Source organism: Streptomyces adelaidensis, assembly GCF_016598475.1.
Taxonomy (GTDB): Bacteria; Actinomycetota; Actinomycetes; order Streptomycetales; family Streptomycetaceae; genus Streptomyces; species Streptomyces adelaidensis.
The window spans coordinates 1-23,173 of record NZ_JAEMUX010000110.1 but is presented as its reverse complement, the minus strand read 5'-3'; the positions used below and the strand labels follow the sequence as shown (position 1 = coordinate 23,173).

Annotated in this window: 21 protein-coding genes and 1 riboswitch; of the genes, 6 read left to right on the top strand and 15 right to left on the bottom strand. The window is 68.9% G+C overall.

The features are described 5' to 3' along the window. Positions 1-1,209 (bottom strand): integrase catalytic domain-containing protein (locus I8N67_RS36880; protein ID WP_234046878.1); only part of this gene is annotated, 1,209 nt, incomplete at its 3' end. Beyond that, entirely contained in the window at positions 1,197-1,847 is a 651-nt protein-coding gene (locus tag I8N67_RS36875) for a TnsA-like heteromeric transposase endonuclease subunit (RefSeq protein WP_234046877.1), read from the bottom strand. The genes I8N67_RS36875 and I8N67_RS36880, both read right to left, overlap by 13 nt. Positions 1,848-2,220: 373 nt before the next feature. Between I8N67_RS36875 and I8N67_RS36870 the strand changes: the two genes are divergently transcribed. From I8N67_RS36870 to I8N67_RS36860, 3 genes are all read left to right on the top strand, one after another. Then, positions 2,221-2,982, top strand: a complete 762-nt coding sequence (locus I8N67_RS36870; protein WP_200308651.1) for an HAD family hydrolase — start codon at positions 2,221-2,223, stop codon at positions 2,980-2,982. A 9-nt stretch (positions 2,983-2,991) separates the two neighbouring features. Beyond that, entirely contained in the window at positions 2,992-3,771 is a 780-nt protein-coding gene (locus I8N67_RS36865; protein ID WP_200308650.1) for an SDR family NAD(P)-dependent oxidoreductase, read from the top strand. A 330-nt stretch (positions 3,772-4,101) separates the two neighbouring features. Further along, complete coding sequence (locus I8N67_RS36860; RefSeq protein WP_200308649.1) at positions 4,102-4,911, top strand: PhzF family phenazine biosynthesis protein; 810 nt, start codon at positions 4,102-4,104, stop codon at positions 4,909-4,911. A gap of 86 nt (positions 4,912-4,997) precedes the next feature. On the opposite strand, the gene I8N67_RS36855 is transcribed toward I8N67_RS36860, so the two are convergent. Together I8N67_RS36855 and I8N67_RS36850 are read right to left on the bottom strand one after the other, a co-directional pair. Continuing rightward, positions 4,998-5,834, bottom strand: a complete 837-nt coding sequence (locus tag I8N67_RS36855) for a CPBP family intramembrane glutamic endopeptidase (protein ID WP_234046883.1) — start codon at positions 5,832-5,834, stop codon at positions 4,998-5,000. 98 nt (positions 5,835-5,932) lie between these two features. Continuing rightward, positions 5,933-7,447, bottom strand: coding sequence for a glutamate-cysteine ligase family protein (locus I8N67_RS36850; protein ID WP_200308648.1), 1,515 nt, complete (start codon positions 7,445-7,447; stop codon positions 5,933-5,935). 567 nt (positions 7,448-8,014) lie between these two features. On the opposite strand from I8N67_RS36850, the gene I8N67_RS36845 reads away from it, so the two are divergent. Both I8N67_RS36845 and I8N67_RS36840 read left to right on the top strand, forming a co-directional pair. Beyond that, the gene (locus I8N67_RS36845; protein WP_200308647.1) at positions 8,015-8,599 is read left to right on the top strand and encodes a hypothetical protein; all 585 of its coding nucleotides are present in this window, start codon (positions 8,015-8,017) and stop codon (positions 8,597-8,599) included. Positions 8,600-9,015: 416 nt separating this feature from the next. Beyond that, positions 9,016-9,222 carry a DUF5999 family protein gene (locus tag I8N67_RS36840; RefSeq protein WP_200308646.1) on the top strand — a complete coding sequence of 69 codons (207 nt, stop codon included), beginning with the start codon at positions 9,016-9,018 and terminating at the stop codon, positions 9,220-9,222. A gap of 116 nt (positions 9,223-9,338) precedes the next feature. On the opposite strand, the gene gcvP is transcribed toward I8N67_RS36840, so the two are convergent. Next, positions 9,339-12,224 carry an aminomethyl-transferring glycine dehydrogenase gene (gene gcvP / locus I8N67_RS36835; protein WP_200308645.1) on the bottom strand — a complete coding sequence of 962 codons (2,886 nt, stop codon included), beginning with the start codon at positions 12,222-12,224 and terminating at the stop codon, positions 9,339-9,341. A gap of 171 nt (positions 12,225-12,395) precedes the next feature. Continuing rightward, positions 12,396-12,491, bottom strand: a riboswitch (glycine riboswitch). Positions 12,492-12,615: 124 nt separating this feature from the next. Between gcvP and I8N67_RS36830 the strand changes: the two genes are divergently transcribed. Continuing rightward, positions 12,616-12,987 carry a PRC-barrel domain-containing protein gene (locus tag I8N67_RS36830; protein WP_200308644.1) on the top strand — a complete coding sequence of 124 codons (372 nt, stop codon included), beginning with the start codon at positions 12,616-12,618 and terminating at the stop codon, positions 12,985-12,987. Positions 12,988-13,008: 21 nt separating this feature from the next. Here the strand turns inward: I8N67_RS36830 and I8N67_RS36825 are convergent, their stop codons facing one another. From I8N67_RS36825 to clsA, 10 genes are all read right to left on the bottom strand, one after another. Further along, entirely contained in the window at positions 13,009-14,361 is a 1,353-nt protein-coding gene (locus tag I8N67_RS36825) for a DNA polymerase IV (protein WP_200308643.1), read from the bottom strand. 64 nt (positions 14,362-14,425) lie between these two features. Then, a complete protein-coding gene (locus I8N67_RS36820; RefSeq protein WP_200308642.1) occupies positions 14,426-15,070 on the bottom strand; it encodes a MerR family transcriptional regulator in 645 nt (214 codons plus the stop codon). 173 nt (positions 15,071-15,243) lie between these two features. After that, positions 15,244-15,717, bottom strand: a complete 474-nt coding sequence (locus I8N67_RS36815; RefSeq protein ID WP_005475662.1) for a bifunctional nuclease family protein — start codon at positions 15,715-15,717, stop codon at positions 15,244-15,246. Between the two features lie 84 nt (positions 15,718-15,801). Next, entirely contained in the window at positions 15,802-16,557 is a 756-nt protein-coding gene (gene ftsR, locus I8N67_RS36810) for a transcriptional regulator FtsR (RefSeq protein WP_200308641.1), read from the bottom strand. A 42-nt stretch (positions 16,558-16,599) separates the two neighbouring features. Further along, complete coding sequence (locus I8N67_RS36805; protein ID WP_200308640.1) at positions 16,600-17,571, bottom strand: zinc-ribbon and FHA domain-containing protein; 972 nt, start codon at positions 17,569-17,571, stop codon at positions 16,600-16,602. A gap of 61 nt (positions 17,572-17,632) precedes the next feature. Then, a complete protein-coding gene (locus I8N67_RS36800; protein WP_200308653.1) occupies positions 17,633-18,508 on the bottom strand; it encodes a DUF881 domain-containing protein in 876 nt (291 codons plus the stop codon). Positions 18,509-18,513: 5 nt separating this feature from the next. After that, complete coding sequence (locus I8N67_RS36795) at positions 18,514-18,846, bottom strand: small basic family protein (RefSeq protein WP_009343209.1); 333 nt, start codon at positions 18,844-18,846, stop codon at positions 18,514-18,516. Beyond that, a complete protein-coding gene (locus I8N67_RS36790) occupies positions 18,843-19,748 on the bottom strand; it encodes a DUF881 domain-containing protein (RefSeq protein ID WP_200308639.1) in 906 nt (301 codons plus the stop codon). Before I8N67_RS36790 ends, I8N67_RS36795 begins: the two co-directional genes overlap by 4 nt. A 96-nt stretch (positions 19,749-19,844) precedes the next feature. Further along, positions 19,845-22,340 carry a mannose-1-phosphate guanyltransferase gene (locus I8N67_RS36785; RefSeq protein ID WP_200308638.1) on the bottom strand — a complete coding sequence of 832 codons (2,496 nt, stop codon included), beginning with the start codon at positions 22,338-22,340 and terminating at the stop codon, positions 19,845-19,847. Between the two features lie 115 nt (positions 22,341-22,455). After that, entirely contained in the window at positions 22,456-23,064 is a 609-nt protein-coding gene (gene clsA, locus I8N67_RS36780; RefSeq protein ID WP_200308637.1) for a cardiolipin synthase ClsA, read from the bottom strand. Positions 23,065-23,173: the final 109 nt, after the last annotated feature.

Here is a 23,173-nt window from a genome sequence, read left to right as displayed (position 1 = left end):
CTCGAAGGGCGAGCCTTTGTGCGTGGGCTGGAAGTCGATCTCCAGAAACCGGCAGGAAGCCCGGAAGTTATGCGAGACGAACACCTTGCCGTGATCGCAGACGATCACCTCCGGGACGATCACCGGCTTGGCCGCGGCGTGCTCGAGGCGTTCGTCGATGGTCAGCAGGCGGCGGTGCGGCAGCGCCGAGCGCGACATCTTCAGTGCGTCGATCCAGCCCGGCCGCATCAGTTCCGGCGTGACCGTGCGGGCCAGCAGCACGCTGGCATCGACCGACTTCGTCGTGGGCCTGAGCACCGCCGCAGTCAGCGTCCTGGACGCGACATCGATCATGCCAGTCAGTTCAACCTTGCCGACCACTCCGTCGTCGAGGCGGACCACGACGTCCAGCGGAGTGGAGTCGATCTGCATGACCTCGCCCGGAGCCGACACCGTCAGCTCTCCGAACGGGGCAGCGGCCCCGTGGGCCTTTGACCTGCGGGTGACCGCCGACCCGGTCGTGTGCGTGCCCGCCGCCAGCTTGTCCAGCAGGCGGTAGAGCGTTCGCCGTGAGGGCAGTTCGGCCAGGTCCCCGCCGTTCTCCCGGATGATCTCCCCGGTCCTCCAGATCAGGTAGGAACCGTTGCGCGTCGAGGTCTCGACGCCCTCTTTGATCGCCTGCCGCATTGCCGCGACGACGGTGTCCGGTGCGTCACCGAACTCCTTGCGCTTGCGGACCGAACGGTGGTCCATGAGCCTGGCCAGTCCGACCAGGCCGTCCTCCATGTAACGGCGTCGCCGCAGCCCCACCGCCCCGGACTTGATCTCGTGGCCGAGGGCCGCGAATTCGGCAGCCTTGGTCTTCTGGCGTGAGGTCACCGACGTGCCCGGTCCGTAACCCGGCCGCGGCGGTGTTCCGGGTTCGACGCCGGGTGGTAGGCCGTGCAGGACCTCGAGAATGTGCTCTTCCCACCAAAGTGCCCGCTTCATGACGTCGGGAGCGAAGGTCTCCAGCAGGCCGGACGGGGGCAGCGGCATGCGTTCGGGCTGGAACAGGATCTCGAAGTCCGCCGTCTCGAACAGGTCGATCAGAGCGACCACGCGGTGCGGTGACTCGGTGTCCTCCAGCACGGCCGCCTGTGCGGTGACCTCGAGAACCCCCCTGACCTGGCCTTCGAACCGGACCCGCTGGCCGACCGCCAAGGCCGGCGGCCGCTTCAGGCTGCCCATGTGTTCCCCTCCGTCCAGACCAGGCTGTCGGTCTCCATCAGTCCTCCCACCAGGTCCGTCTTCAAGGCACCGGACCACACCAGGTGGAACAGCACCGGCAGAACCTGCAGACGGTCGCCGACCAGCCCGGCGCCGTCCCAGAGCCCCATCGGTTCGCGGAAGACCTCCAGCAGCCGGTCCGCCACCGGCGCCGGCCGTCCGCAGCGGGCCCGCCGATACCGGGACAGCCAGCGGACATTCGCCATGAACACCGACTCGGGCCGGCCAGCCCACTCGAACTCCCAGCCCACGGCCCGGCAGGCATGCCCGGTCGCGTCGAACGCCTCCCGCGTCGCCTCATCCATCTCGTCTGCGGCCCGGGCGTCAACGATGCGGGCGCCGCCGTCGGACAGCCGGACGAAGTAGTCGGGAGCGTGCCGACGCCTGCGGGTGCCGTCGTGCCAGTGCAGCCAGAACGGCTGCGAGGCGATCGCGACCACGTGCGGATCACGGTCCAGCAGGATCAGCCGGTCCCTCTCCAGCCACGACTCGTAGCCGACGTGATCCCGCATCGTCGACGAGTAGTACCAGCCGGCGAACCCGTGACTGTCCTTGTGCCAGCTGAACTCCCGCACCGGGTCCATAACCTCGAACGGCATGTCCCAGCTGGACCCCAGCGACCGGCGCACGAGCGTGCCGTTCACGGAAAAGGCCAGGTCAAAGGCCTCAAGGGCAGCCCTCTTCGAACACACCGACAGGTGCCCCACCACGTCCCCCGCGTACCTGTACACCGAATGATCAACCTGCAGTGGCACAAACTAGCGTTGATCATCCTTCAGTGGCAATCGATCAGCGATCACTGGCACAGGTCAGCTCCTACCTGCGGACTCGGTGCAGCAGGGCGGCAATGACGTAGGGACGGCCCGGCACCGACGCCACACCGAACCCCTGGCACGCCTCCGCCCGCCGCCCCGCCGCGGCCGAACCGTGCGGTGGGACCCTGGGGGGGGACGTCATGCTCTACTGCCCGTCATGCCCTTGCTGCTCCTCGACCTCGACAACACCCTGGTCGACCGCGACGCCGCCTTCCGTAACGCGGTGGCGGCCTTCCTCTCCCAGCACGACCTCCCGGGCACCGACCTCGGGTGGGTGACATCCGTCGACGCCGGCGGCTACACCCCCCGTCACGAGGTCGCCGCCGCCCTGACCGACCGCTACGCGAACGCGGTACCGGCCGCCGCTGTCCGGACCTTGCTCGACACCGGGGCCGCCGACCGCGTCGTGCTGGCGCACTCCACCCGCGAGGCCCTGGAGAGAGCACAGGCGCACGGCTGGACCTGCGTGATCGTCACCAATGGCCGAACCCTCCAGCAGGAAGCGAAGATCCGGAACACCGGACTCGACCGGCTCGTGCGGGGCTGGGTCGTCTCCGAAGGCGTCGGTCACAAGAAGCCGGCACCGGAGATCTTCCACGCGGCGGCCTCTGTCGTCGGACTCCCCCTGCCCGGCGCCTGGGTCATCGGCGATTCACCGCACGCCGACATCGCCGGCGCCGACGCACTCGGCCTGCGCAGCGTCTGGGTGACGAACGGCCGTACCTGGACCGAGGACTCCCACCGGCCCACCCACATCACCGACGACGTGGCCTCCGCGATCGACCACGCCATCCACGCCACCAGAACCCAGGAACAGCCAGGCCCTCCGGAGCAGCCGGGATCTCCGGTACGGCCGGGACGATCCTCGCCCGCCAGCCCCACCCGCCCCCACGCACCGGCCCCGCCGAAGCCCCTCTAGGGTGCGGGAATGATCTCCAACAGCTACCTCTCCGAACTGTTCTCGCTGGACGGGCGAGTCGCCCTGGTGACGGGCGGCAGTTCAGGCATCGGCAAAGCCATCGCCGGGGCCCTCGCGCGGGCGGGGGCGAGCGTGGTGATCGTCGCGCGCAAGGAGGCGGAGCTGGCGGCCACGGTCGGCGAACTGGTGGCGGACGGCTGCCGGGCCGCTCGGGTGAGCGCCGACCTGGGGACGCGCGCCGGCGTGCGCGCGGCGGCGGAGCAGGCGGTCGAGGCGTTCGGCGAGCCCGACATCCTCGTCAGCAGCGCCGGGATCAACCTGCGTCCGCCGATGAACGAGCTGAGCGAGGACGTGTGGGACGCCACGATGGCCGTGAACCTGGAAGCGCCCTACCTGCTGGGCCAACGCTTCGGGCCCGGCATGGCCGAGCGGGGCTTCGGACGCATCATCCACATCACCTCCCAGCAGGCACACCGAGCCTTTGTCCGGAGCGGCGCCTACGGAGTCTCCAAAGGGGCGTTGGAGTCCCTGGCCCGCTCCCAGGCCGAGGCGTGGTCACCCCACGGCGTCACCTGTAACACCCTGGTCCCCGGCTTCGTCCCGACCCCGCTCAACACACGCCTGTCGTCCGACCCGGAGCGAGTCGCCGCCCTCGCCGCACGCACGCTGACCGGCCGCAACGGCCTCACCGACGACTTCGCCGGAGCCGCGGTGTTCCTGGCCGGCCGCTCCGCCGCCTACATCACCGGTCAGGCGATCTTCGTCGACGGCGGATTCTCCGTCCACTGAGCCCGGCCCCCGCCGGACTCCCCGACGACCGGTCCACCACCCCCGAACCCGGCCCCGCACCCCCAACGCGGATCCACCACCCCATAGCCACACCGGCGCACCCCCAACGCCGGTCCACCACCCCCCAACCCGGCCCCGCACCCCCAACGCGGATCCACCAACCCCATAGCCACACCGGCGCACCCCCAACGCCGGTCCACCACCCCCCAACCCGGTCCCGCCACATCCCCGAAACCGGTCCACCACCCCCGAAGCCGTTCCCCCGAATCCAGTCCACCACCCCGCGATTGGCCTTGGCCCCCGGCTCCACCAACCCTCTAGCGTCGCCCCATGCGCATTCGAATCGTCGACGCCTTCACCGACCGCCCCTTCTCCGGCAATCCCGCCGGAGTCCTCCTCCTCGACTCCTTCCCGGACGACTCCTGGCTGCTGAAGGTGACCCGGGAGGTCAACCACGCCGAGACCGCCTTCGCCCACCCCCTCCCCGAGGGCGGCGAGGCCGACTGGGCGCTGCGCTGGTTCACCCCGGTCGCCGAGGTGGCGCTGTGCGGTCACGCCACCCTGGCCACCGCCCATGTCCTGGCCGGCACGGGCGCCCACGAGGGCCCGGTACGGTTCGCCACCCGCAGCGGTGTCCTCATCGCCACGCCACGGCCGGACGGCGCCCTGACCCTGGACTTTCCGACCGCGCCGCTCACCCCGGTCGCCGTCCCGGACGGCGTCGCCGAGGCCCTGGGCGCCGAGCCGCTCCGCGCGTTCGACACCGGCCCCGGCGTGGGCGACCTGTTGATCGAACTCGCCGACGAGAAGACGGTCCGCGGCCTCACCCCCGACTTCCGTGTCCTCGGCCGCTACTCCGAGCGCGGCGTCATCGCCACCGCACGCGCCGAGGACCCCGCCGTCGGCCACGACTTCGTCTCGCGCTGCTTCTTCCCGAACATCGGCATCGACGAGGACCCCGTCACAGGCAGCGCCCACACCGCCCTCGCCCCCTTCTGGTCCGAACGCCTCGGCAGCCCGTCCCTCACCGGCCTCCAGGCCTCCCCCCGCTCGGGCCTCGTCCACACCGAGCTCCACGGCGACCGCACCCTGCTGACCGGCCGCGCGGTCACGGTCATCGACGGCGAACTACTCGCCTGAGCGCACAACAGGGGCGTACAAGAAGGGCGTACGACACCGCCGTACGCCCCTGCCCCACCTCTGCCCCGCCCCGCCCGTCCCGCCGATCACGGGGTCGGCAGCCACCCCACCTTCCCCGCCAGCAGCCCGTATCCCACGAACGCCCCGATGTCGAGCAGCGAGTGCGCCACGACCAGCGGCCCGACCCGCCCCCACCGCCGGTACAGGTATACGAACACCACACCCATCACCATGTTGCCGATGAAGCCGCCGATGCCCTGGTAGAGGTGGTACGAGCCGCGCAGCACCGAGCTGGCGGCGAGCGCGCTGCCCGGTGACCAGCCGAGTTGCTGAAGCCTGCGCAACAGATACGCGACCACGATGACCTCTTCGAGTACCGCGTTCTGGATCGCGGAGAGGATCAGCACCGGGTACTTCCACCACACCTCGGGCAGCGCCTCCGGCACCACCGTGAGGTTGAAGCCGAGGCCGCGGGCCGCCAGGTAGAAGGCGATGCCGGTGCTGCCGATCGCCGCGGCGATCACCGCGCCCCGGCCGAGGTCGGGCCACGGCTTCGTACGGTCGAACCCGAGCGTGCGCAGTCCCGCGCCCTCACGCAGCAGGAAGTGCGCGACCAGCGCGACGGGCACCAGCGCGGTCGTGATCCCGAAGAGCTGCCACGCGAGGTCGAGCCAGGGCCGGCCCGGCGCGGCCGAGGCGTTCATGGTGGCCGCCTGGTCCTTCAACCCGCCCGGCTTCGTGACCGATCCGACGAAGCTGATCAGCGCGGACACCCCGCTCGCGCCGAGCGAGAGCCCGAGCACGAGCAGTGTCTCGTCCCTCAGGATCCGTCGCGTCGGCCGCTCGTGCGGCAACGAATCCTCCACCGACTCCGCCTGCCCCTGCACCCACGCCTCCAGTTGTCCGGCCCACCGAAGGTCCATCATCACCCGCGGCGGTCCGGATCTTTCCGGCGCGTCCCCTCAGGAACCTCTTGTCCCCCGTCCCAGCAACCGGCCCCCGGCAGCGGCAGACGCGCCCCTCAGCCCAGCGGCACGGGCTCCGGCAGTCCCACCGGCCAGCTGTGGACCGGCTCCCCGGCGTGCATCAGCTCGCAGTACCGCCGTGTGGTGGCGGCCAGTGCCGCGTCCCGGTGGACGCCCTTGGCCAGCGCCCGATGGAACGTTTCCACCTGCCAGGACGCCCCGTTGACCCGGCGCCGGCAGCGCTCCTCGATCACACCGAGGTAGAAGTCCCGGTCGACCGGCTCGACCCCCCAGGCGTCCAGCCCCGCCTCGGCGAGCGGCAGCAACTCGTCCCGTACGAGGTTCACCGCGTCCACCGGCCCCACCCCGCCGTACCGCCCGCGCGGCCACTGCAACCGCGCCTCGATGCCGTGCCGGCACGCCTCGTCGAAGTTGGCGGCGGCGGCCTCGAACGGCAGCCGCGTCCAGACCGGCCGCGACTCCTCGGCGAGGGCACGTACGACTCCGTAGTAGAAGGCCGCGTTGGCGATCACATCCGTGATGGTCGGCCCGGCGGGCAGCACCCGGTTCTCGACGCGCAGATGCGGGACTCCGTCGGCGATGCCGTAGACGGGCCGGTTCCAGCGGTACACCGTGCCGTTGTGCAGGGTGAGTTCGGCGAGTTTGGGGACGCCGCCCGCGTCGAGGACGCCGATCGGGTCCTCGTCGTCACAGATGGGCAGCAGCGCCGGGAAGAAGCGCGCGTTCTCCTCGAAGAGGTCGTACGCCGAGGAGATCCACCGCTCGCCGAACCAGGTGCGCGGCCGCACTCCCTGGGCCTGGAGCTCGGGCGGCCGGGTGTCCGTGGACTGCTGGAACAGCGGCGGCCGCGACTCGCGCCACAGCTCGTGCCCGAAGAGGAACGGCGCGTTGGCGCCGATGGCGACCTGCGCCGCGGCGACCGCCTGGGCCGCGTTCCACACATCGGCGAACCGGTCCGGAGTGACCTGGAGGTGCAACTGCACGGAGGTGCAGGCGGCTTCGGGCGCGATCGACTTGGAGGTGCAGACGAGCCGCTCCACCCCGTCGATGTCGAGGGCGAAATCCTCGCCCCGGGCGGCGACGATCTGATCGTTGAGCATCGCGTAGCGGTCGTCGGCGGAGAGGTTCGAGGAGACCAGGTCATCACGATCGAGCGTGGGCAGAATGCCGATCATCACGATTCCCGCATCCACCTCGCCCGCTTTCCGGTCGGCATACGCGAGGGAGGTGCGCAACTCCTCGGAAAGCTGGTCGAAAACCCGGCCGCCCAGCCGGTGTGGAGCTATGTTGACTTCCAGATTGAACATGGCGAGTTCTGTTTGAAAATCTCGGCTTGCTATCCGTTCGAGTACTTGCGCATTCATCATTCTCGGCAGCCCGTCGGCCCCCACGAGGTTCAGCTCGATCTCCACACCCATCAGGTTCTTCGGGCGGTCGAACCGCTTCTCCTCCAGCAGCCGCGCCAGTCCCGCCAGACACTGCCGCAGCTTGTCGCGGTAGTGCTGACGGTCGGACAGGCCGAACGGCCCCGCTACGACCTTCTCCCCCATCGAAGTGTCCCTCCTCGGATGGGCGGGCCGACGAACCGGCCACTATTGTCCCGGGTCCACGGATGATGATGCCCAGGCAGAGCCGCCGATAACGTCCTACGCACGACCTGCGCACGCTAGGCTGAGCGCGCTCACCTTCGACCTTATTCACTCGGCGTGCTTCTGGCACATTCAGCGGGCAAAATGAGTACGCGCTTTCCGTCCGAAGCGCTTTCGTGAAAAGCGCCGACGAGAACCGGCCGTCCGCTACGCGACGGTAATCCGAGGTCATCGCCGCGCCCCCACAGGAAAGCGGGATGGCGCCCACGTTTCGGCGACCGGATACCGCCTTGTTGTTCATATCCGGGACGGCTAGACGAAACACCATCTGAACACGTGTCGTATAAACTCCGCAAACGAGGCTGAGAGTCGGCTCTCGCGGTCCTCGGTCCTGCCGTCAGGCCACGCGCGGCGGACCCACCCACGCACCGGACCCCGGGCACCCGTCTCTCCGATCCCGAGAGCTGACAGCGCCGTCCGCCCCCGCCCTCGCGCCACCGTGCCTGTCGAATTGAGAGGCGACCCACCATGCCGCTGCATGTCCCTCCGGCTCCCGCGCCCGCCCTGCGCACCGTCCTCACGGCACTCGGTTCACCCACCGCCGTCCACGAGGCGCGAACACCTTCCCTCAAGAACGCCCAGGGCCCGGCCACACCCGAACTCCCATTGCCCGTCCACGTACTCGACCGGATCACCCCCACCGGCACGGGCACCGCCCGCCTCACCGGCTGGCGCTTCCTGATCCGTTGCGGTGACCGCGCGGTGGCCGCCGCCGAGACCCGGCTGACCCCCGACGGATGGGCGTTCTCGCACTTCTTCGAGGGCCCGTACATCGCCTCCACCGAGCGTGCCCTGCGCCAGGCCGAGGCCATGCAGCAGGCCTATCAGCCACGCCTGCTGTCGGTGCCGGAGCTGTACATGCTCACGCTCTGGCTGCACGCCGACCCTACCGCCGACGCCGCCACCGGCCACCCGGCACCGGCCGACCTGCTGGTCCCGCTGGCGCCCGCGCCGCCCGGCATCGCGGCCCACCGCCCACACCGGGTCGCCGACCTCCTCCCGGTCCTGACCACCCGACTGACGCCCGCCCCGCTACTGGGATCACCCGCCTGAGCCAAGGACCACCCGAGCCCAAGACCCACTCACCATTCGTACCGCTTGTGCCCCGCTGCCGATATCCGGTTGGCGGGGCACTTGTTCAGCGCTCGCCGGCAATTCCGCTCTTCCGGGCACCAATACGCTCGTACGAGCTATTCACGCGATCTCCCACCACCGGACTAGCCTCATCCGACCACTGCGAACCACCCGAAGGGACAGTGCAGTTGGGATGAACCGTCCCCGGCGGTGAAGCGTCATCAACCTGTGAGGAACGGTGCTGCCAAATCCCTGCGGTATTGACGCCCGGGGGGCAACACTGGGACCGGACCGATTTATCACAACGGGGGGCGGCCATGAACGAGGCTTCACGCCGCACGACAGACAAAACAGCCATCTCAGACCACACGACCCAGCGAAAGATCCCAACAACCATGTGCCAGCACCAGCCACTGTGCCCGACAGCCGCATCCGCCGACCGGGAGGGCGCCCGACTCGTGGCGCACCATCCGGAGCAGGGATGGAGCCTGCTCTGCAACGGCGTTCTGCTCTTCGAGGACACCGGTGAGCTTCTGCCGGACGGCCAGATCATCGCCCCGCACCGCCCGATGGGCACCGACACGGTGATGACGGCCGCCTGAGCCGCACTTACGTGCACACAGGGCAAGCGCTGCCGCACAGGGCGTTGGCCCGGACATTCGAGGGGCCGGCCGGAGAAGCACTCTCCGAACCGGCCCCGACGCGTATCCGCGCGCGACTACTCTTCGTAAGCGTCCAGCGGCGGGCAGGAACAGACCAGGTTCCGGTCGCCGAAGGCCTGGTCGATGCGGCGCACCGGCGGCCAGTACTTGTCGGCGGGCGTGACCCCGGCCGGGAAGACGGCCTCCTCGCGCGTGTAGGCGTGCTCCCAATCCCCGCCGAGCGCGGCCGCGGTGTGCGGCGCGTTCCGCAGCGGGTTGTCGTCCGCGGGCCACTCGCCCGAGCCGACCTTGTCGATCTCCGCTCGGATCGCGATCATCGCCTCGCAGAACCGGTCCAGCTCGACGAGATCCTCCGACTCGGTCGGCTCGATCATCAGCGTCCCCGCCACCGGGAACGACATCGTCGGCGCGTGGAAGCCGTAGTCGATCAGCCGCTTGGCGAGATCGTCGACGCTCACCCCGGTCGACTTGGCCAGCGGCCGCAGGTCGATGATGCACTCGTGCGCCACGAGCCCGCCCGGGCCGGTGTAGAGCACCGGGTAGTGCGGCTCCAGCCGCTTGGCGATGTAGTTGGCGCTGAGCACCGCCACCTGCGTGGCCCGCTTGAGCCCCTCGCCGCCCATGAGCCGGACGTACGCCCACGAGATCGGCAGGATGCCCGCCGAGCCCCACGGCGCCGCCGAGATCGGCCCGATACCCGTCTCCGGGCCGGCCGCGGGCTGCAGCGGGTGGTTCGGCAGGTACGGCGCCAGATGCTCGCGCACCGCCACCGGGCCGACCCCGGGTCCGCCGCCACCGTGCGGGATGCAGAACGTCTTGTGCAGGTTCAGGTGCGAGACGTCACCGCCGAAGTGGCCCGGCTTGGCGAGGCCCACCAGGGCGTTCAGGTTGGCGCCGTCGACGTACACCTGGCCGCCCGCGTCGTGCACCTGCGCACAGATCTCGGCCACGTGCTCCTCGAACACACCATGCGTCGACGGGTACGTGATCATCAGCACCGCCAGCTGTTCGCGGTACTGCTCGATCTTCGCGCGCAGGTCGTCGACGTCGATCTCGCCGTCCCCGGCGGTCTTCACGACGACGACCTTCATGCCGGCCATGACGGCGCTCGCGGCGTTGGTGCCGTGCGCGGAGGACGGGATGAGGCACACGGTCCGCTGCTCGTCGCCGTTGCCCCGGTGGTACCCCCGGACGGCCAGCAGCCCGGCCAGCTCACCCTGCGAGCCCGCGTTCGGCTGCAGCGACACCTTGTCGTACCCGGTGGCCTCGGCGAGCCGCTCCTCCAGCTCCCGGATGAGCGTGAGGTAGCCCTGTGCCTGACCGGCGGGCGCGAACGGGTGCAGCTGCCCGAACTCCGGCCACGTCACCGGCTCCATCTCGGTGGTCGCGTTGAGCTTCATCGTGCACGAGCCCAGCGGGATCATGCCCCGGTCCAGCGCGTAGTCCCGGTCGGCCAGCCGGCGCAGGTACCGCAGCATCGCGGTCTCGGAGCGGTACGAGTGGAACACCGGGTGCGTGAGGAAGTCGTCGGAGCGCAGCAGCGCCTCCGGCAGCGTGTCCGCGGCGGCGGCATCAAGGGCCTCGACGTCCCCTGCCACCCCGAACGCGGTCCACACGGCACCCAGCTGCGCCCGCGTCGTGGTCTCGTCGCAGGAGATCGACACCAGGTCGGCGTCCACGAGGTGCAGATTCACGCCATGTTCCCGCGCGGCTGCCACGACCTCACCGGCCCGCCCCGGCACCCGCACGGTGAGCGTGTCGAAGTACGCGCCGTGCACGACCTCGACCCCGCCGTCCATGAGCCCCGCGGCGAGGACGGTGGCGTACCGGTGGGTACGCCGGGCGATGGTACGCAGCCCCTCCGGCCCGTGGTACACCGCGTACATGCCGGCCATCACGGCGAGCAGCACCTGAGCCGTACAGATGTTGCTGGTCGCCTTCTCCCGGCGGATGTGCTGCTCCCGCGTCTGCAGGGCCAGCCGGTACGCCTTGTGCCCGTCCGCGTCCACGGAGACACCCACGAGCCGCCCGGGCAGGCTGCGCGCGAACTTCTCCCCCACGGCCATGTAGCCCGCGTGCGGCCCACCGAAGCCCATCGGCACACCGAAACGCTGCGTCGTACCGATCGCGATGTCGGCGCCCAGCTCTCCGGGCGAGGTCAGCAGCGTGAGAGCCAGCAGATCGGCGGCCACGGTGACGAGCGCGCCGAGGTCGTGCGCCTGCTCGACGACCGGCTTGAGATCGCGTACGACACCGGAGGCGCCCGGGTACTGCAACAGCACGCCGTTGATCTCCCGCGCGGCGATGTCGGCCGGAATGCCGTCACTGAGGTCGGCGACGACGACCTCGACCCCGGTCGGCTCGGCACGGGTCTCGATCACGGCGATCGTCTGCGGCAGCGTGTCCGCGTCGATGAGGAAGAGCCCCTTCTTGTTCTTCCCCATACGCCGGGACAACGCCATGGCCTCGGCGGCGGCGGTGCCCTCGTCGAGCAGCGAGGCCCCCGAGGTGGGCAGCCCGGTGAGCTCGGCGACCACTGTCTGGAAGTTGAGCAGCGCCTCGAGCCGCCCCTGGGAGATCTCCGGCTGATACGGCGTGTAGGCCGTGTACCAGGCCGGGTTCTCCATGACATTGCGCAGGATGACGGGCGGCGTGAACGTCCCGTAGTACCCCAGCCCGATCATCGAGCCGAGCACCTGGTTGCGGTCCGCGAGCGAACGCAGCTCGGCGAGCACCTCGGCCTCGGTGCGCGCGCCCGGAAGGTCCAGCGCCTCTGCGTTCTTGATCACATCCGGCACCGCGGCGGCCGTCAGTTCGTCGAGCGAGCCATACCCGACCTGCGCGAGCATCTTCGCTCTGGCCTCATGGTCGGGGCCGATGTGGCGCCGCTCGAAGGGGATTCCCTGTTCGAGCTCGGAGAGCGGAATGCGGTGGGCGGTCATTGCGGAGGCCTCCTGGTCTGCCACGACCTTCGAGGGGCACCACGGCACGGGTGCCCGGACGGCCTCCCCCTCTGTCATCTCAACCTGAGAGCTTCACCGGTCCAGTACGAACCGGCTTTCACCGTCGGTGAGAGCGGAAACCGTGACACCCGCTCTGCTTTCCAGAGTGACCTCGTCCATGCGGTACGTGAGCCTGAGAGATTCCGGGGAGGAGTTGCTCCTTCGGCGCCTCCGATGAAGCCTGGAGGACTCTCCCGCACGGGGTCAGCAGCCGTTGTCAGCGTATCAGCGCGGTCACCGCACGAGTCTTCGAGTGGCCACCTTCCCCAAAGTGCCTTTTCGTAGTGGTGAGGGATGATTTGCGACTCCTCTGCGACCACTTGGAGGGCCCGTGCAGACCGACATCGATCCGCGCAACCTGATCGGCCGCAAGGCGTTCGACCGCAAGGGCACCAAGATCGGCACCATCGACGAGATCTACCTCGACGACGCGACCGGCATCCCCGAGTGGGCCGCGATACGCATGGGCCTCTTCGGCCGCGACGCCTTCGTCCCGCTCGAACCCAGCGAACTCCTCGAAGGCTCCCTCCGCGTCCCCTTCGACCGCTCGCTCATCAAAGACGCCCCCGATTTCGGCGTGGGCCGCCATCTCTCCCCCGAACAGGAACTCCAGCTCTACCACCACTACGGCCTCGACATAGCCCCGCCACCGCCCCCGGACCACGACTTCGGCAACGTGGCGGGCCAGGACGACCCCACCTGACCGAGCCCCCGCCGCAACCACTCAGCCCCGCACACCGTCCGGCACCAACGGCAACGGCTCCGCCGGCTCCAGCCCGGGATCGTCCGTTCTGAACGTCCGCACCCTGCCGGGCTCCGAGTCGTCCGGCGTCTCGAACCGCACGGTCACCCGCCCGAGCCCACTCCCCTGCACCCACCCGTGCCCGTACTCGGCGTGCCGCACATCATGCCCAGCCCTCCACTGCCACTCACCGGCCGCACTCTCCTCCGCCACCGCCACCTCCGGAGCAGCGGCCGTCTCCTCCCCCGCCGGATCCAGCTCCCCCGCCGCCTGCGCGAACAGGTCCTCCTGTGTGTAGTCGGCGAGCCCGCTGACCCCCACCCCGAGCAGCCGCACCCCACCTGTCGTGTCCACGGCCTCCAGCAACCGTGCCGCGGCCTCCCGCACCACGGCGGGGTCGTCCGTCGGCCCCCGCAACGTCTCGGACCGGGTCAGTGTCGAAAAGTCGTACCGGCGCACCTTCAACACGATCGTCCGCCCCGACAGCCCGGCCTCCCGCAACCTCCGCACACACCGCTCGGCAAGCCGCTGCACCTCCACCCGGACCCGCACCCTGTCATGGATGTCCACGTCGTACGTGTCCTCCACCGACACCGACTTCGTGTCCCGCTCGGCCACCACCGCCCGGTCGTCACGCGCCAGCGCCATCGCGTACAGCCCATGCCCATGGGCCTTGCCCAGCAGCCGTACGACCTCGTCCTCACCCGCCCCCACGATCTCCTCGACCGTGGTGATCCCGGCCCGCCGCAGATGATCCCCGGTCGCCGGCCCCACGCCCGGCAGAATCCGCACGGACATCGGTCCGAGCAGCGCCCGCTCGGTTCCGGGCTCGATGAGGACCAGCCCGTCGGGCTTCGCCTGCTCTGAGGCGATCTTCGCGAGCATCTTGGAGGCGGCGAGCCCCACGGATCCCGTCAGCGCCGTCACCGCCCGTATCTCCGCGCGCAACCGCGCCCCCGCCAGTCGCGCCGACTCCTCGTCCCAGGCCGTTCCCCCGGCCTCCAGGTCCACGAACGCCTCATCGAGGCTCAGCGGCTCCACCAGGGGCGACAGGGCACGCAGCAGCCCCATGACCTGCTCGCTGATCGCCCGGTAGAACGCGAAGCGCGGCGTGAGATATGCGGCGTTCGGCGCGAGTCGGCGCGCCTGCGCCGTGGGCATCGCCGAGTGCACCCCGAAGACCCGCGCCTCGTACGAGGCGGTCGCGACCACCCCGCGCGGCCCGATCCCGCCCACGATGACAGCTTTCCCGCGCAGACTCGGCTTGGATGCCTGCTCCGCCGAGGCGTAGAAGGCATCCATGTCGAGATGCAGGATCGTGGGCGCGGTTCTCACATCTCCGATGCTGCCCTACGCCACTGACAATGCCCCGCCGCGACCGGCACTGCCTGCGCCGTCCTCAGACCGCCCGGTTGCGCCGCCGCGCCAGTTCGTCCGCCGGGTTGGGGCCCACGAGGGTCTCTCCCGTGTCGACCCGCTCGCCGTGCAGCTGCGAGAGAGCGCTTTCCACATCACGCCAGACGACCCCTACGGCGATCCCGAAGATCCCCTGGCCGCCCTGGAGCAGAGCGTGCACCTCGTCGGGCGAGCTGCACTCGTACACCGTCGCACCGTCGCTCATCAGCGTCATCCGCTCCAGATCACTGAAGCCCCGCTCGCGGAGGTGCTGCACGGCGGTGCGGATGTTCTGCAGGGACACGCCCGTGTCGAGGAACCGTTTCACGATCTTCAGGACGACGACGTCCCGGAAGCTGTATAGGCGCTGCGTCCCCGAGCCATGAGCGGGCCGCACGCTCGGCTCCACGAGACCGGTGCGGGCCCAGTAGTCGAGCTGCCGATAGGTGATACCGGCGGCCGCGCACGCGGTGGGGCCGCGGTAGCCGACGTTCTCGTGCGGCTCGGACTCCGCCTCGGTGCTGTCCTGCACGGCGGTGGGCCGCTGCGGGACGTGACCGGCTGTGCTGCTGTGAAGCGGGTACGGGCCGTGCTCCCCCAGCCTGCGTCCGGGGGCACCCCCAGCCGTACCGTCGCCGCTGCTTCTCACGCCGACCTCCGTCCTTGACCTGCCTTCTCGACGGTAGGCAGCCACCAGGGGTGCGTCAACGACCGCCACACTCGCCACGCCGAGTGATAATCACCTTGAGAGTGGTTTCCCGTGCCCTTCCACGGGGAAGGGCTAGCCGAATGCGCTCCGGCGGAGACCGGCCGTCCAGGGCCTCACTGGCTGTTGGTTCCGAAGTCCTCGGGCGAGATCTGGTCGAGGAACTCGCGGAACTTCTCCACCTCGTCCTCCTGCTCGTCCGGGATCGCGATGCCCGCGTCGTCGAGCACCCCGTCGCTGCCGAAGATCGGCGTCCCGGTACGCAGCGCCAGCGCTATGGCGTCGGAGGGCCGGGCGCTCACCTCGACTCCACTGGCGAACACCAGCTCCGCGTAGAAGACGCCCTCACGCAGATCGGTGATGCGCACTTCCGTGAGCTCCTGGCCGACGGCCTCCAGCACGTCCTTGAACAGGTCGTGGGTCAGCGGTCGCGCGGGGGCCATGCCCTGTTGGGCGAAAGCGATCGCCGTCGCCTCCCCCGGCCCGATCCAGATGGGGAGGTAACGATCGCCTCCCACTTCGCGCAGGAGCACGATCGGTTGGTTGGAGGGCATTTCCACCCGGACACCTACGACATCGAGCTCGTTCACACAGCAACCCTAGGCCGTGCCCGGGATGTTTGGGTAGTCGGGCACAGATCGGCCGACCGATCCGCCACAGGCGAACACCCGCCCTCAGCGGAGCCGTACGCCCAGCGCGCTCTGCACGAGCGCGGCGTGCAGCTTCACCGTGAGCCCCGCCAGCTCCCTCGTACGATCCTCCGCATGCGCCCTGGTCTGCGGATTGCGGTGCAGACGCAGCGGCGCCACGACCTGGTCGACGAGCCCCGCCTCACGGTCGGCGGCGGCCCTCATCACCCGCAGATGCCTGGGCTCGATACCGAACCGCCCCAGTTCCACCACAAGCGTGGCGACGGTGAGCACCTCGGCGTCGTACGACCCGTCCGGCAGCGGCGTCACGAGCCCGTACGACTCCCACTCGGCCAGCCGCTCCTCACCGATCCCGGCGCCGGCCATGAGCTCACCGCGCCCGATCCGGGCGGCCGTCGGCTCCTCGTGCTCCCCGAACAGCTCGCTCAGACGGTCTCCGTCCCCGACGTCCCGCTGACGTCCCACCGACGGCAGACGCACATCCTCGCCGCGCTCCAGAGCCTCCAGATACTCACGGATCACCTTGAGCGGAAGATAGTGGTCCCGCTGCATCCTGAGAACGTGCCCGAGGCGCTCGACGTCCTCAGCGCTGAACTTGCGATACCCCGAGGGGGTCCGCTGCGGCTCGATGAGCCCCTCCGACTCCAGGAAACGGATCTTGGAGATCGTGACTTCGGGGAACTCCTCGCGCAGTGCGTTCAGCACCGTGCCGATGCTCATCAGGCCACTGTCCGCGGCGGCGGTGCCGTGGTCGGCACCACCGCTCGTTGTTCGAAGCATGGACCTTCCCTGGGGATCCCCCCGGACAGAGTCCGGGGAGGGTCAGTAGCCTCGCTGGCTCGCGTAGAAGACCAGCCGGTACTTGCCGATCTGCACCTCGTCACCGTTGTGCAGCGCCACCTGGTCGATCCGCTCCCGGTTGACGTACGTACCGTTCAGGCTGCCGACGTCGGCGACCGTGAACGAGCCGTCCTGCCCGCGGCGAAACTCCACGTGGCGGCGCGACACCGTCACGTCGTCCAGGAAGATGTCGCTCTGCGGGTGGCGGCCCGCCGTGGTCAGATCGCCGTCCAGCAGGAATCGACTGCCCGCGTTCGGGCCACGGCGCACGACCAGCAGCGCCGAACCGAGCGGCAGCGCGTCGACGGCGGCCTGGGCCTCGGGGGAGAGCGCCGGCAGCTGCGTCTGGCCGGTGACCTCTGAGTCGTAGGCCTCCAGGCCGGAGATGGAGATCGTGGAGGTCGTCTCGGACGGACGCTCGGGGGCCGCGCCGGCCCGCAGCGGAGCACCGCAGTTCGAGCAGAAGCGGCTGTTCTCCGCATTGCGGTTACCGCACCTCGTACACACCAGGGCCGACATCGACGGATCCTCCTGCCGCGGCTGCCCCGCCGGGGCATTGGACGAGTACGGGTCGGAGGCAAACTCTCCACCCGTACTTGAGGTTGACGGTTCCCCGAAACCTATGCGGCCGGACTGGGCAGGGTCAACAGACGGCGCGCCCTGACCTCCGGAAATGTCACCTCCAGGCCCAGCGACCTGGTCCCGGAACAGCGGCCGCTCACCGCCCTGGCCCTCCGCCTCCGATGGCTGCGCGCGATGACGGGAGGTCGCGTTTTCGCTGCCCTCTCGCGCGCTCTTGCCGAACAACTTCGCAAACAACTTCACGGGCGATTCCCCTTGACCGAAACAGACCCGCCCGTGGGGCAGGACGAACCCTGACTGAACACACCGGCCGACCCGGACAACCTCACAACGTCCGTATCCACCAGACAGTTTCCACCACGCACCACCCATTCGGTGCGCCGACCCCCCGCAAGCTCATGCCCTCGCCGGACGGGCCCCATGCACCTGCGGTTCACTGGGAGGACGACCGAGCGTAGTCAGGCCGCTTCGCCGCTCGCAAGGCGTCCACGACGATCTCGTCCCCCCGCGCCACGGTCACTGTGGCCTGCTCCTTCTCCAGTGTCTGCACCACGCCTCCGGGGATGTTCAGTGCGGGCTCCAGGTCCTGCGGGTTGCCGATGACCTTGAAACGAAACGGCTGGGTGATCTTGTTCCCATCGACGCTGATTCCCTCATCGGAATCGGTCAGATAGGTGCTGGCGACGACCCGAACGCCGTTCACCTGGATCGCCTCCGCACCGGCCGCGCGCAGTTCCTGGATCGCGTCGAGCAGCATGTCCGCCTCGACCGTCCCCTTCGTGTCGTTGATCGTCAGTGTGATGCCGGGTCCCTGCGCGGCCACCGTGCCCGCCAGAATGCCGAGTTGCCGCTCCTTCTCGACCGTCTGCTTGCGTGCCTCCTCGGCCTGGTCCGAGCTGTTCTCCAGCTCGGTGCGCTGATCTTCGAGACCCTGCTTCTCCTCCTCCAGACGCTGAGTACGGTCATCCAGTTCATCGAGGATGCGTACGAGATCTTCCTGGCGTGCTCCGCGCAGCGCGCTGTCGTCGTTGTTGGAGGCCACCTGGATGGCCAGACCGAAGCCGAGCCCGAACAGCAGGAGGGCCACGATGAGTTGGGCCCGGGTGAAGCGCGGAGGCCACAGTCCCTGGGCCAGCCGCTGCCGCCCGGTCTGCTTGTCCTTCTCCTCCCGTGGAGCCGCACCGGGCTCCTCCGCGGCCGCGGAGGGCACCTCCTGGGGGAGTTCCCGGCGCAGCCGGGTCGTCGGGGTGTCGTCCTGTTCCCCGCCCGGAGTCCGCTTCGGACTCGGCGTCTCGTCCCGCTCGTTCATCGGCCTCACGCCCGGAACACATGCCGGCGGATCGCCGCGGCGTTGGAGAAGATGCGGATACCGAGCACGACCACGACGCCCGTGGACAGCTGGGCACCGACGCCCAACTTGTCGCCGAGGAAAACGATCAGGGCGGCCACGACCACGTTCGACAGGAACGACACCACGAAGACCTTGTCGTCGAAGATGCCGTCAAGCATCGCGCGCAGACCACCGAAGACGGCGTCCAGCGCCGCCACCACGGCGATGGGGAGATACGGCTCGACCACCGCCGGTACCTCGGGCCGGACCAACAGTCCGGCCACGACTCCGAGGACGAGGCCCAGTACGGCGATCACGATGTGCCCTTCTCTGTGCTCGGTTCTGCTGTTCGTACGATCACACTCGGCGCGGCCGGCACCTTGATGTCGTCCTCGGTGGAGATATTCGTCCTGATGCCGAAGTTCTCCTGGAGGGCATGCAGATACAGCCCGTCGGGGCTGTTCTGGAACTTGGTGCTCAGCCGCTGCCCGTCCCCCACCGCGAGGACCGTGTAAGGCGGCGCGAGTGGCTTGTTGTCGACCAGTATCGCTTCGCCCGCGGCCCGGATCGCCGACAGCGCGGTGAGCCGCTGTCCGTTGATCGAGACGGCCTCGGCGCCCGACTCCCACAACCCGTTCACGACCCGCTGCATGTCCCGGTCGCGGACCCGGCCGGTGTCCGAGAACCCGGACGTCTCGCGCGCGTCGCCGTCACCGCCCTGACTGGCGTCCTTGGCGTCGTTGACGACGAGCTTCACCCCGGGTCCGTGCACCTCGACGGCGCCGGCCAGGATCTCCACCAGGTCGTTCCCGTCACTGCCGCCGTCTTCCTTTAGGGCCTTCCGCTGCCGTGCGCTCACGTCGTCGCGGAGCTTGTCGACGGAGTCCTCCAGCTCGTCCGCGTCCGCGGTCTCCGTCTGGATGCGGTCGATGAGCTCCTCGCGCTCCTTGGCCACCACGGGAGCGCTTATCCGCGCCTGTGCCGCGCCGACCGTCACCACCAGGGCGGCGAGCACGAGACCGACCGCCAGTCCCAGCTTGGCCCGCACCGTCTTCGGCAGGCCCTCGGTGCCCGCCGCCTTCTTGCGGGTGGCGGCCTCGGCGTAGCCGTCGTCGAGACTGTGGTCCATGACGTTGGTGAGCAGCGACATGGAGGCGTCCGGACGCGTCGCGCGCGTGGGAGTGCTCCGAACGGGGGGCTGCTGCGGCATGCCGCACATCGTCGCACGTCGCGACCACTACCTCCGAATGGCCTGTCCGGCATGCCGGACAGGCCCCATTGGGTACCTGCCCGGCACGCGCGCGTGCGGCGTGGTTCAGCGGCCGGCGCTGTCCACGACCGCCGACCACTCGTCGAGCAGCGCCTGCGCCGAGGCATCGTCGGGCCCCTCGGCCCACAGATGCGTGACGGCCTCGGCCGGATCCGGCAGCACCATCACCCACCGGCCGTCGGTCTCCACGACCCGCACACCATCGGTCGTGTCGACAAAACGATCACCGGCCGCCTCCACGACTCGGCGCATCACAAGGCCCTTGACGGCCCACGGAGTCGCCAGATCCCTCTTCAGGACGTGTGCCCGCGGAATCCGCGCATCGATCTGGCTGAGCGTGAGCTGCGTCCGCGCCACCAGTCCGATGAGCCGTACGAAGGCCGCCGCCCCGTCGAAGACGCTGCTGAACTCCGGCACGATGAACCCACCGCGCCCATCACCGCCGAAGATGGTCGTCTCGTCCCCGCCGACCCGCGTGAGATCGTCCGGCGAGGTGGTCGTCCACTCGACCTGCGTGCCGTGATAGGCCGCGACCTGCTCCGCGATCCTCGTGGTCGTCACCGGCAGCGCCACCCGCCCACTGCGCCGCTCCGCGGCCACCAGGTCGAGCATGACGAGCAGGGCCCGGTCGTCCTCGATGATCCGACCCTTCTCGTCGACCAGCGACAGCCTCTCACCGACAGGGTCGAACCGCACACCGAACGCGGCCCGCGAGGACGCCACGATCTCGCCGAGCCGCACCAGCCCCGACCGCCGCATGTCGCCCGTCTCGGTCGGCCTGGACTCGTCGAGACCGGGGTTGATCGTCAGCGAGTCGACACCCAGCTTGCCGAGCAGGCTCGGCAGCACAAGACCAGCACTGCCATTCGACGCGTCCACCACGACCTTGAGCCCGGACTCGGCGATGCCCGTCGTGTCGACGTTCCTCAGCAGCGACCCGGTGTACGAGTCGAACACACTGGCCGGGAAATGCAGGTCCCCGATCTCGCCCGGGAATGCGCGCCGGTACTCCTGCCGCGCGAACACCCGGTCCAGCTTCCGCTGACTGCCCTGCGACAGGTCGGCCCCCCGCCCGTCGAAGAACATGATGTCGACCGAGTCCGGAACCCCCGGCGTCGTCCGAATCATGATCCCGCCGGCACTGCCCCGCGCGGTCTGCTGCCGCGCCACCGGCAGCGGTACGTTCTCCAGATCCCGTACGTCGATGGCGCTGGCCTGGAGCGCCGAGATGACGGCCCTCTTCAGCGCACGGGCGCCTCGGGAGTGATCGCGGGCGGTCGTGACCGTGGAGCCCTTCTTGAGCGTCGTGGCGTACGCGCCTGCGAGTCTCACGGCCAGTTCCGGGGTGATCTCCACGTTCAGGATGCCGGACACCCCACGGGCGCCGAACAGATGGGCCTGCCCCCGGGACTCCCAGATCACCGAGGTGTTGACGAATGCGCCGGCCTCGATCGTCTTGAAGGGGTAGACCCGCACGTTCCCCTGAATGATCGATTCTTCGCCGACGAGGCACTCGTCGCCGATCACCGCGCCGTCCTCGATCCGTGCGGCCCTCATGATGTCGGTGTTCTTACCGACCACGCATCCACGCAGATTGCTGTGCTGTCCGATGTAGACGTTGTCGTGGACAACAGCCCTGTGCAGAAAGGCCCCGCTCTTGACGACGACATTCGAACCGACGACCGTGTGCTCACGGATTTCGACGCCGGCCTCGACCTTGGCGTAGTCCCCGATGTACAACGGCCCACGCAGCACCGCGTCGGGATGCACCTCGGCGCCCTCGGCGATCCACACCCCCGGGGAAAGTTCGAACCCGTCGAGCTCGACGTCGACCTTGCCCTCCAGGACGTCGGCCTGTGCCTTCACATAGCTCTCGTGGGTACCGACGTCCTCCCAGTAGCCCTCGGCGACATAGCCGTAGACCGGCTTGCCTTCCTTCATGAGCTGCGGGAAGACATCGCCGGACCAGTCGACGGGAACATCGGCCTCGACATAGTCGAAGACTTCGGGCTCCATCACATAGATGCCCGTGTTCACGGTGTCCGAGAAGACCTGCCCCCAGGTCGGCTTCTCCAGGAACCGCTCGACCTTGCCTTCCTCGTCCACGATCGTGATACCGAATTCCAGAGGATTGGGTACCCGTGTCAGACAGACAGTGACCAGCGCACCCTTTTCCTTGTGGAAATTGATGAGCTCGGTGAGGTCGAAGTCCGTGAGGGCGTCGCCGGAGATGACGAGGAACGCATCATCCTTCAGCGCTTCCTCGGCGTTCTTGACGCTCCCGGCAGTACCGAGTGGCTTCTCCTCGTTGGCATAGGTGAGCTCCATCCCGAGCTCCTCACCGTCACCGAAGTAGTTCTTGACGAGTGACGCCAGGAACTGGACAGTAACGACGGTCTCGTTGAGCCCATGCCTTTTGAGCAGCCTCAGCACGTGCTCCATGATCGGGCGGTTCGCCACGGGCAGGAGCGGCTTGGGCATGCTCGAGGTCATGGGACGAAGGCGTGTGCCTTCGCCTCCGGCCATCACGACGGCCTTCATGTCGGAAGCGTCCTCCTTGAAGAGACGACGGTCTAGCCGACTTCACCCGTCCAGATTGTCCCGCACATTTCCGACGCGGGCCATCGAGCCACTACGGCCACCTCTCCAGGCGGGCTCAATCGGCCATGGCGTCCGCCCTGACAAGTCGGCGGACCTGAACCACGTAGAGGATTCCTGCCCACCAATACAGCGTTGTACCCCATCCGGCGAACGCCCATCCGAAAATAGCAGCGAGTGACGAGATCCATCCACTTCCGTCACTGAGCAACAACAACGGGAAGGCATACATCAAGTTGAAGGTGGCCGCCTTCCCCAGGAAGTTCACCTGCGGCGGCGGATAGCCGTGCCTCCTGAGGATACCCACCATCACCAACAGGACCAGCTCCCGCAAGAGCAGTGCAGCGGTCAACCAGAATGGCAGAATCTCGCGCCACGTGAGTCCCACGAGAGTGGACAGAATGTACAGCCTGTCAGCCGCGGGGTCGAGGAGCCGGCCAAGGCCGCTGATCTGGTTCCAACGCCGCGCCAGCATGCCGTCGAGATAGTCACTGACGCCGCTGAAAGCGAGCACCAGGAGCGCCCAACCGTCAACCTTGGGGCCGCCGAACTCGGGCCAGAGAATCAACCACAGGAAGACGGGCACGCCAACGAGCCGCGCCATGCTGAGGATGTTCGGGATGGTGAGGACCCGGTCCGTCTGGACCCGGGTCTCTTGGACCTCCACCCGGGAGCCTCCTGTGGGAAATGAGCCAACGATGCCCCCTGACCCTACCTCAACGCAAAAAAGCTCTGGCTCTTGGGCGTCATGCCCAAGAGCCAGAGCTCTAAAAGGA

Coding starts and splice junctions, on each gene's coding strand:
- I8N67_RS36875 (WP_234046877.1), bottom strand. CDS start 1,847: ATGCCGTTCGAGGTTATGGACCCGGTGCGGGAGTTCAGCTGGCACAAG.
- I8N67_RS36870 (WP_200308651.1), top strand. CDS start 2,221: ATGCCCTTGCTGCTCCTCGACCTCGACAACACCCTGGTCGACCGCGAC.
- I8N67_RS36865 (WP_200308650.1), top strand. CDS start 2,992: ATGATCTCCAACAGCTACCTCTCCGAACTGTTCTCGCTGGACGGGCGA.
- I8N67_RS36860 (WP_200308649.1), top strand. CDS start 4,102: ATGCGCATTCGAATCGTCGACGCCTTCACCGACCGCCCCTTCTCCGGC.
- I8N67_RS36855 (WP_234046883.1), bottom strand. CDS start 5,834: ATGGACCTTCGGTGGGCCGGACAACTGGAGGCGTGGGTGCAGGGGCAG.
- I8N67_RS36850 (WP_200308648.1), bottom strand. CDS start 7,447: ATGGGGGAGAAGGTCGTAGCGGGGCCGTTCGGCCTGTCCGACCGTCAG.
- I8N67_RS36845 (WP_200308647.1), top strand. CDS start 8,015: ATGCCGCTGCATGTCCCTCCGGCTCCCGCGCCCGCCCTGCGCACCGTC.
- I8N67_RS36840 (WP_200308646.1), top strand. CDS start 9,016: ATGTGCCAGCACCAGCCACTGTGCCCGACAGCCGCATCCGCCGACCGG.
- gcvP (WP_200308645.1), bottom strand. CDS start 12,224: ATGACCGCCCACCGCATTCCGCTCTCCGAGCTCGAACAGGGAATCCCC.
- ftsR (WP_200308641.1), bottom strand. CDS start 16,557: ATGCTTCGAACAACGAGCGGTGGTGCCGACCACGGCACCGCCGCCGCG.
- I8N67_RS36805 (WP_200308640.1), bottom strand. CDS start 17,571: ATGGGTGGTGCGTGGTGGAAACTGTCTGGTGGATACGGACGTTGTGAG.
- I8N67_RS36800 (WP_200308653.1), bottom strand. CDS start 18,508: ATGAACGAGCGGGACGAGACGCCGAGTCCGAAGCGGACTCCGGGCGGG.
- I8N67_RS36790 (WP_200308639.1), bottom strand. CDS start 19,748: ATGTGCGGCATGCCGCAGCAGCCCCCCGTTCGGAGCACTCCCACGCGC.
- I8N67_RS36785 (WP_200308638.1), bottom strand. CDS start 22,340: ATGAAGGCCGTCGTGATGGCCGGAGGCGAAGGCACACGCCTTCGTCCC.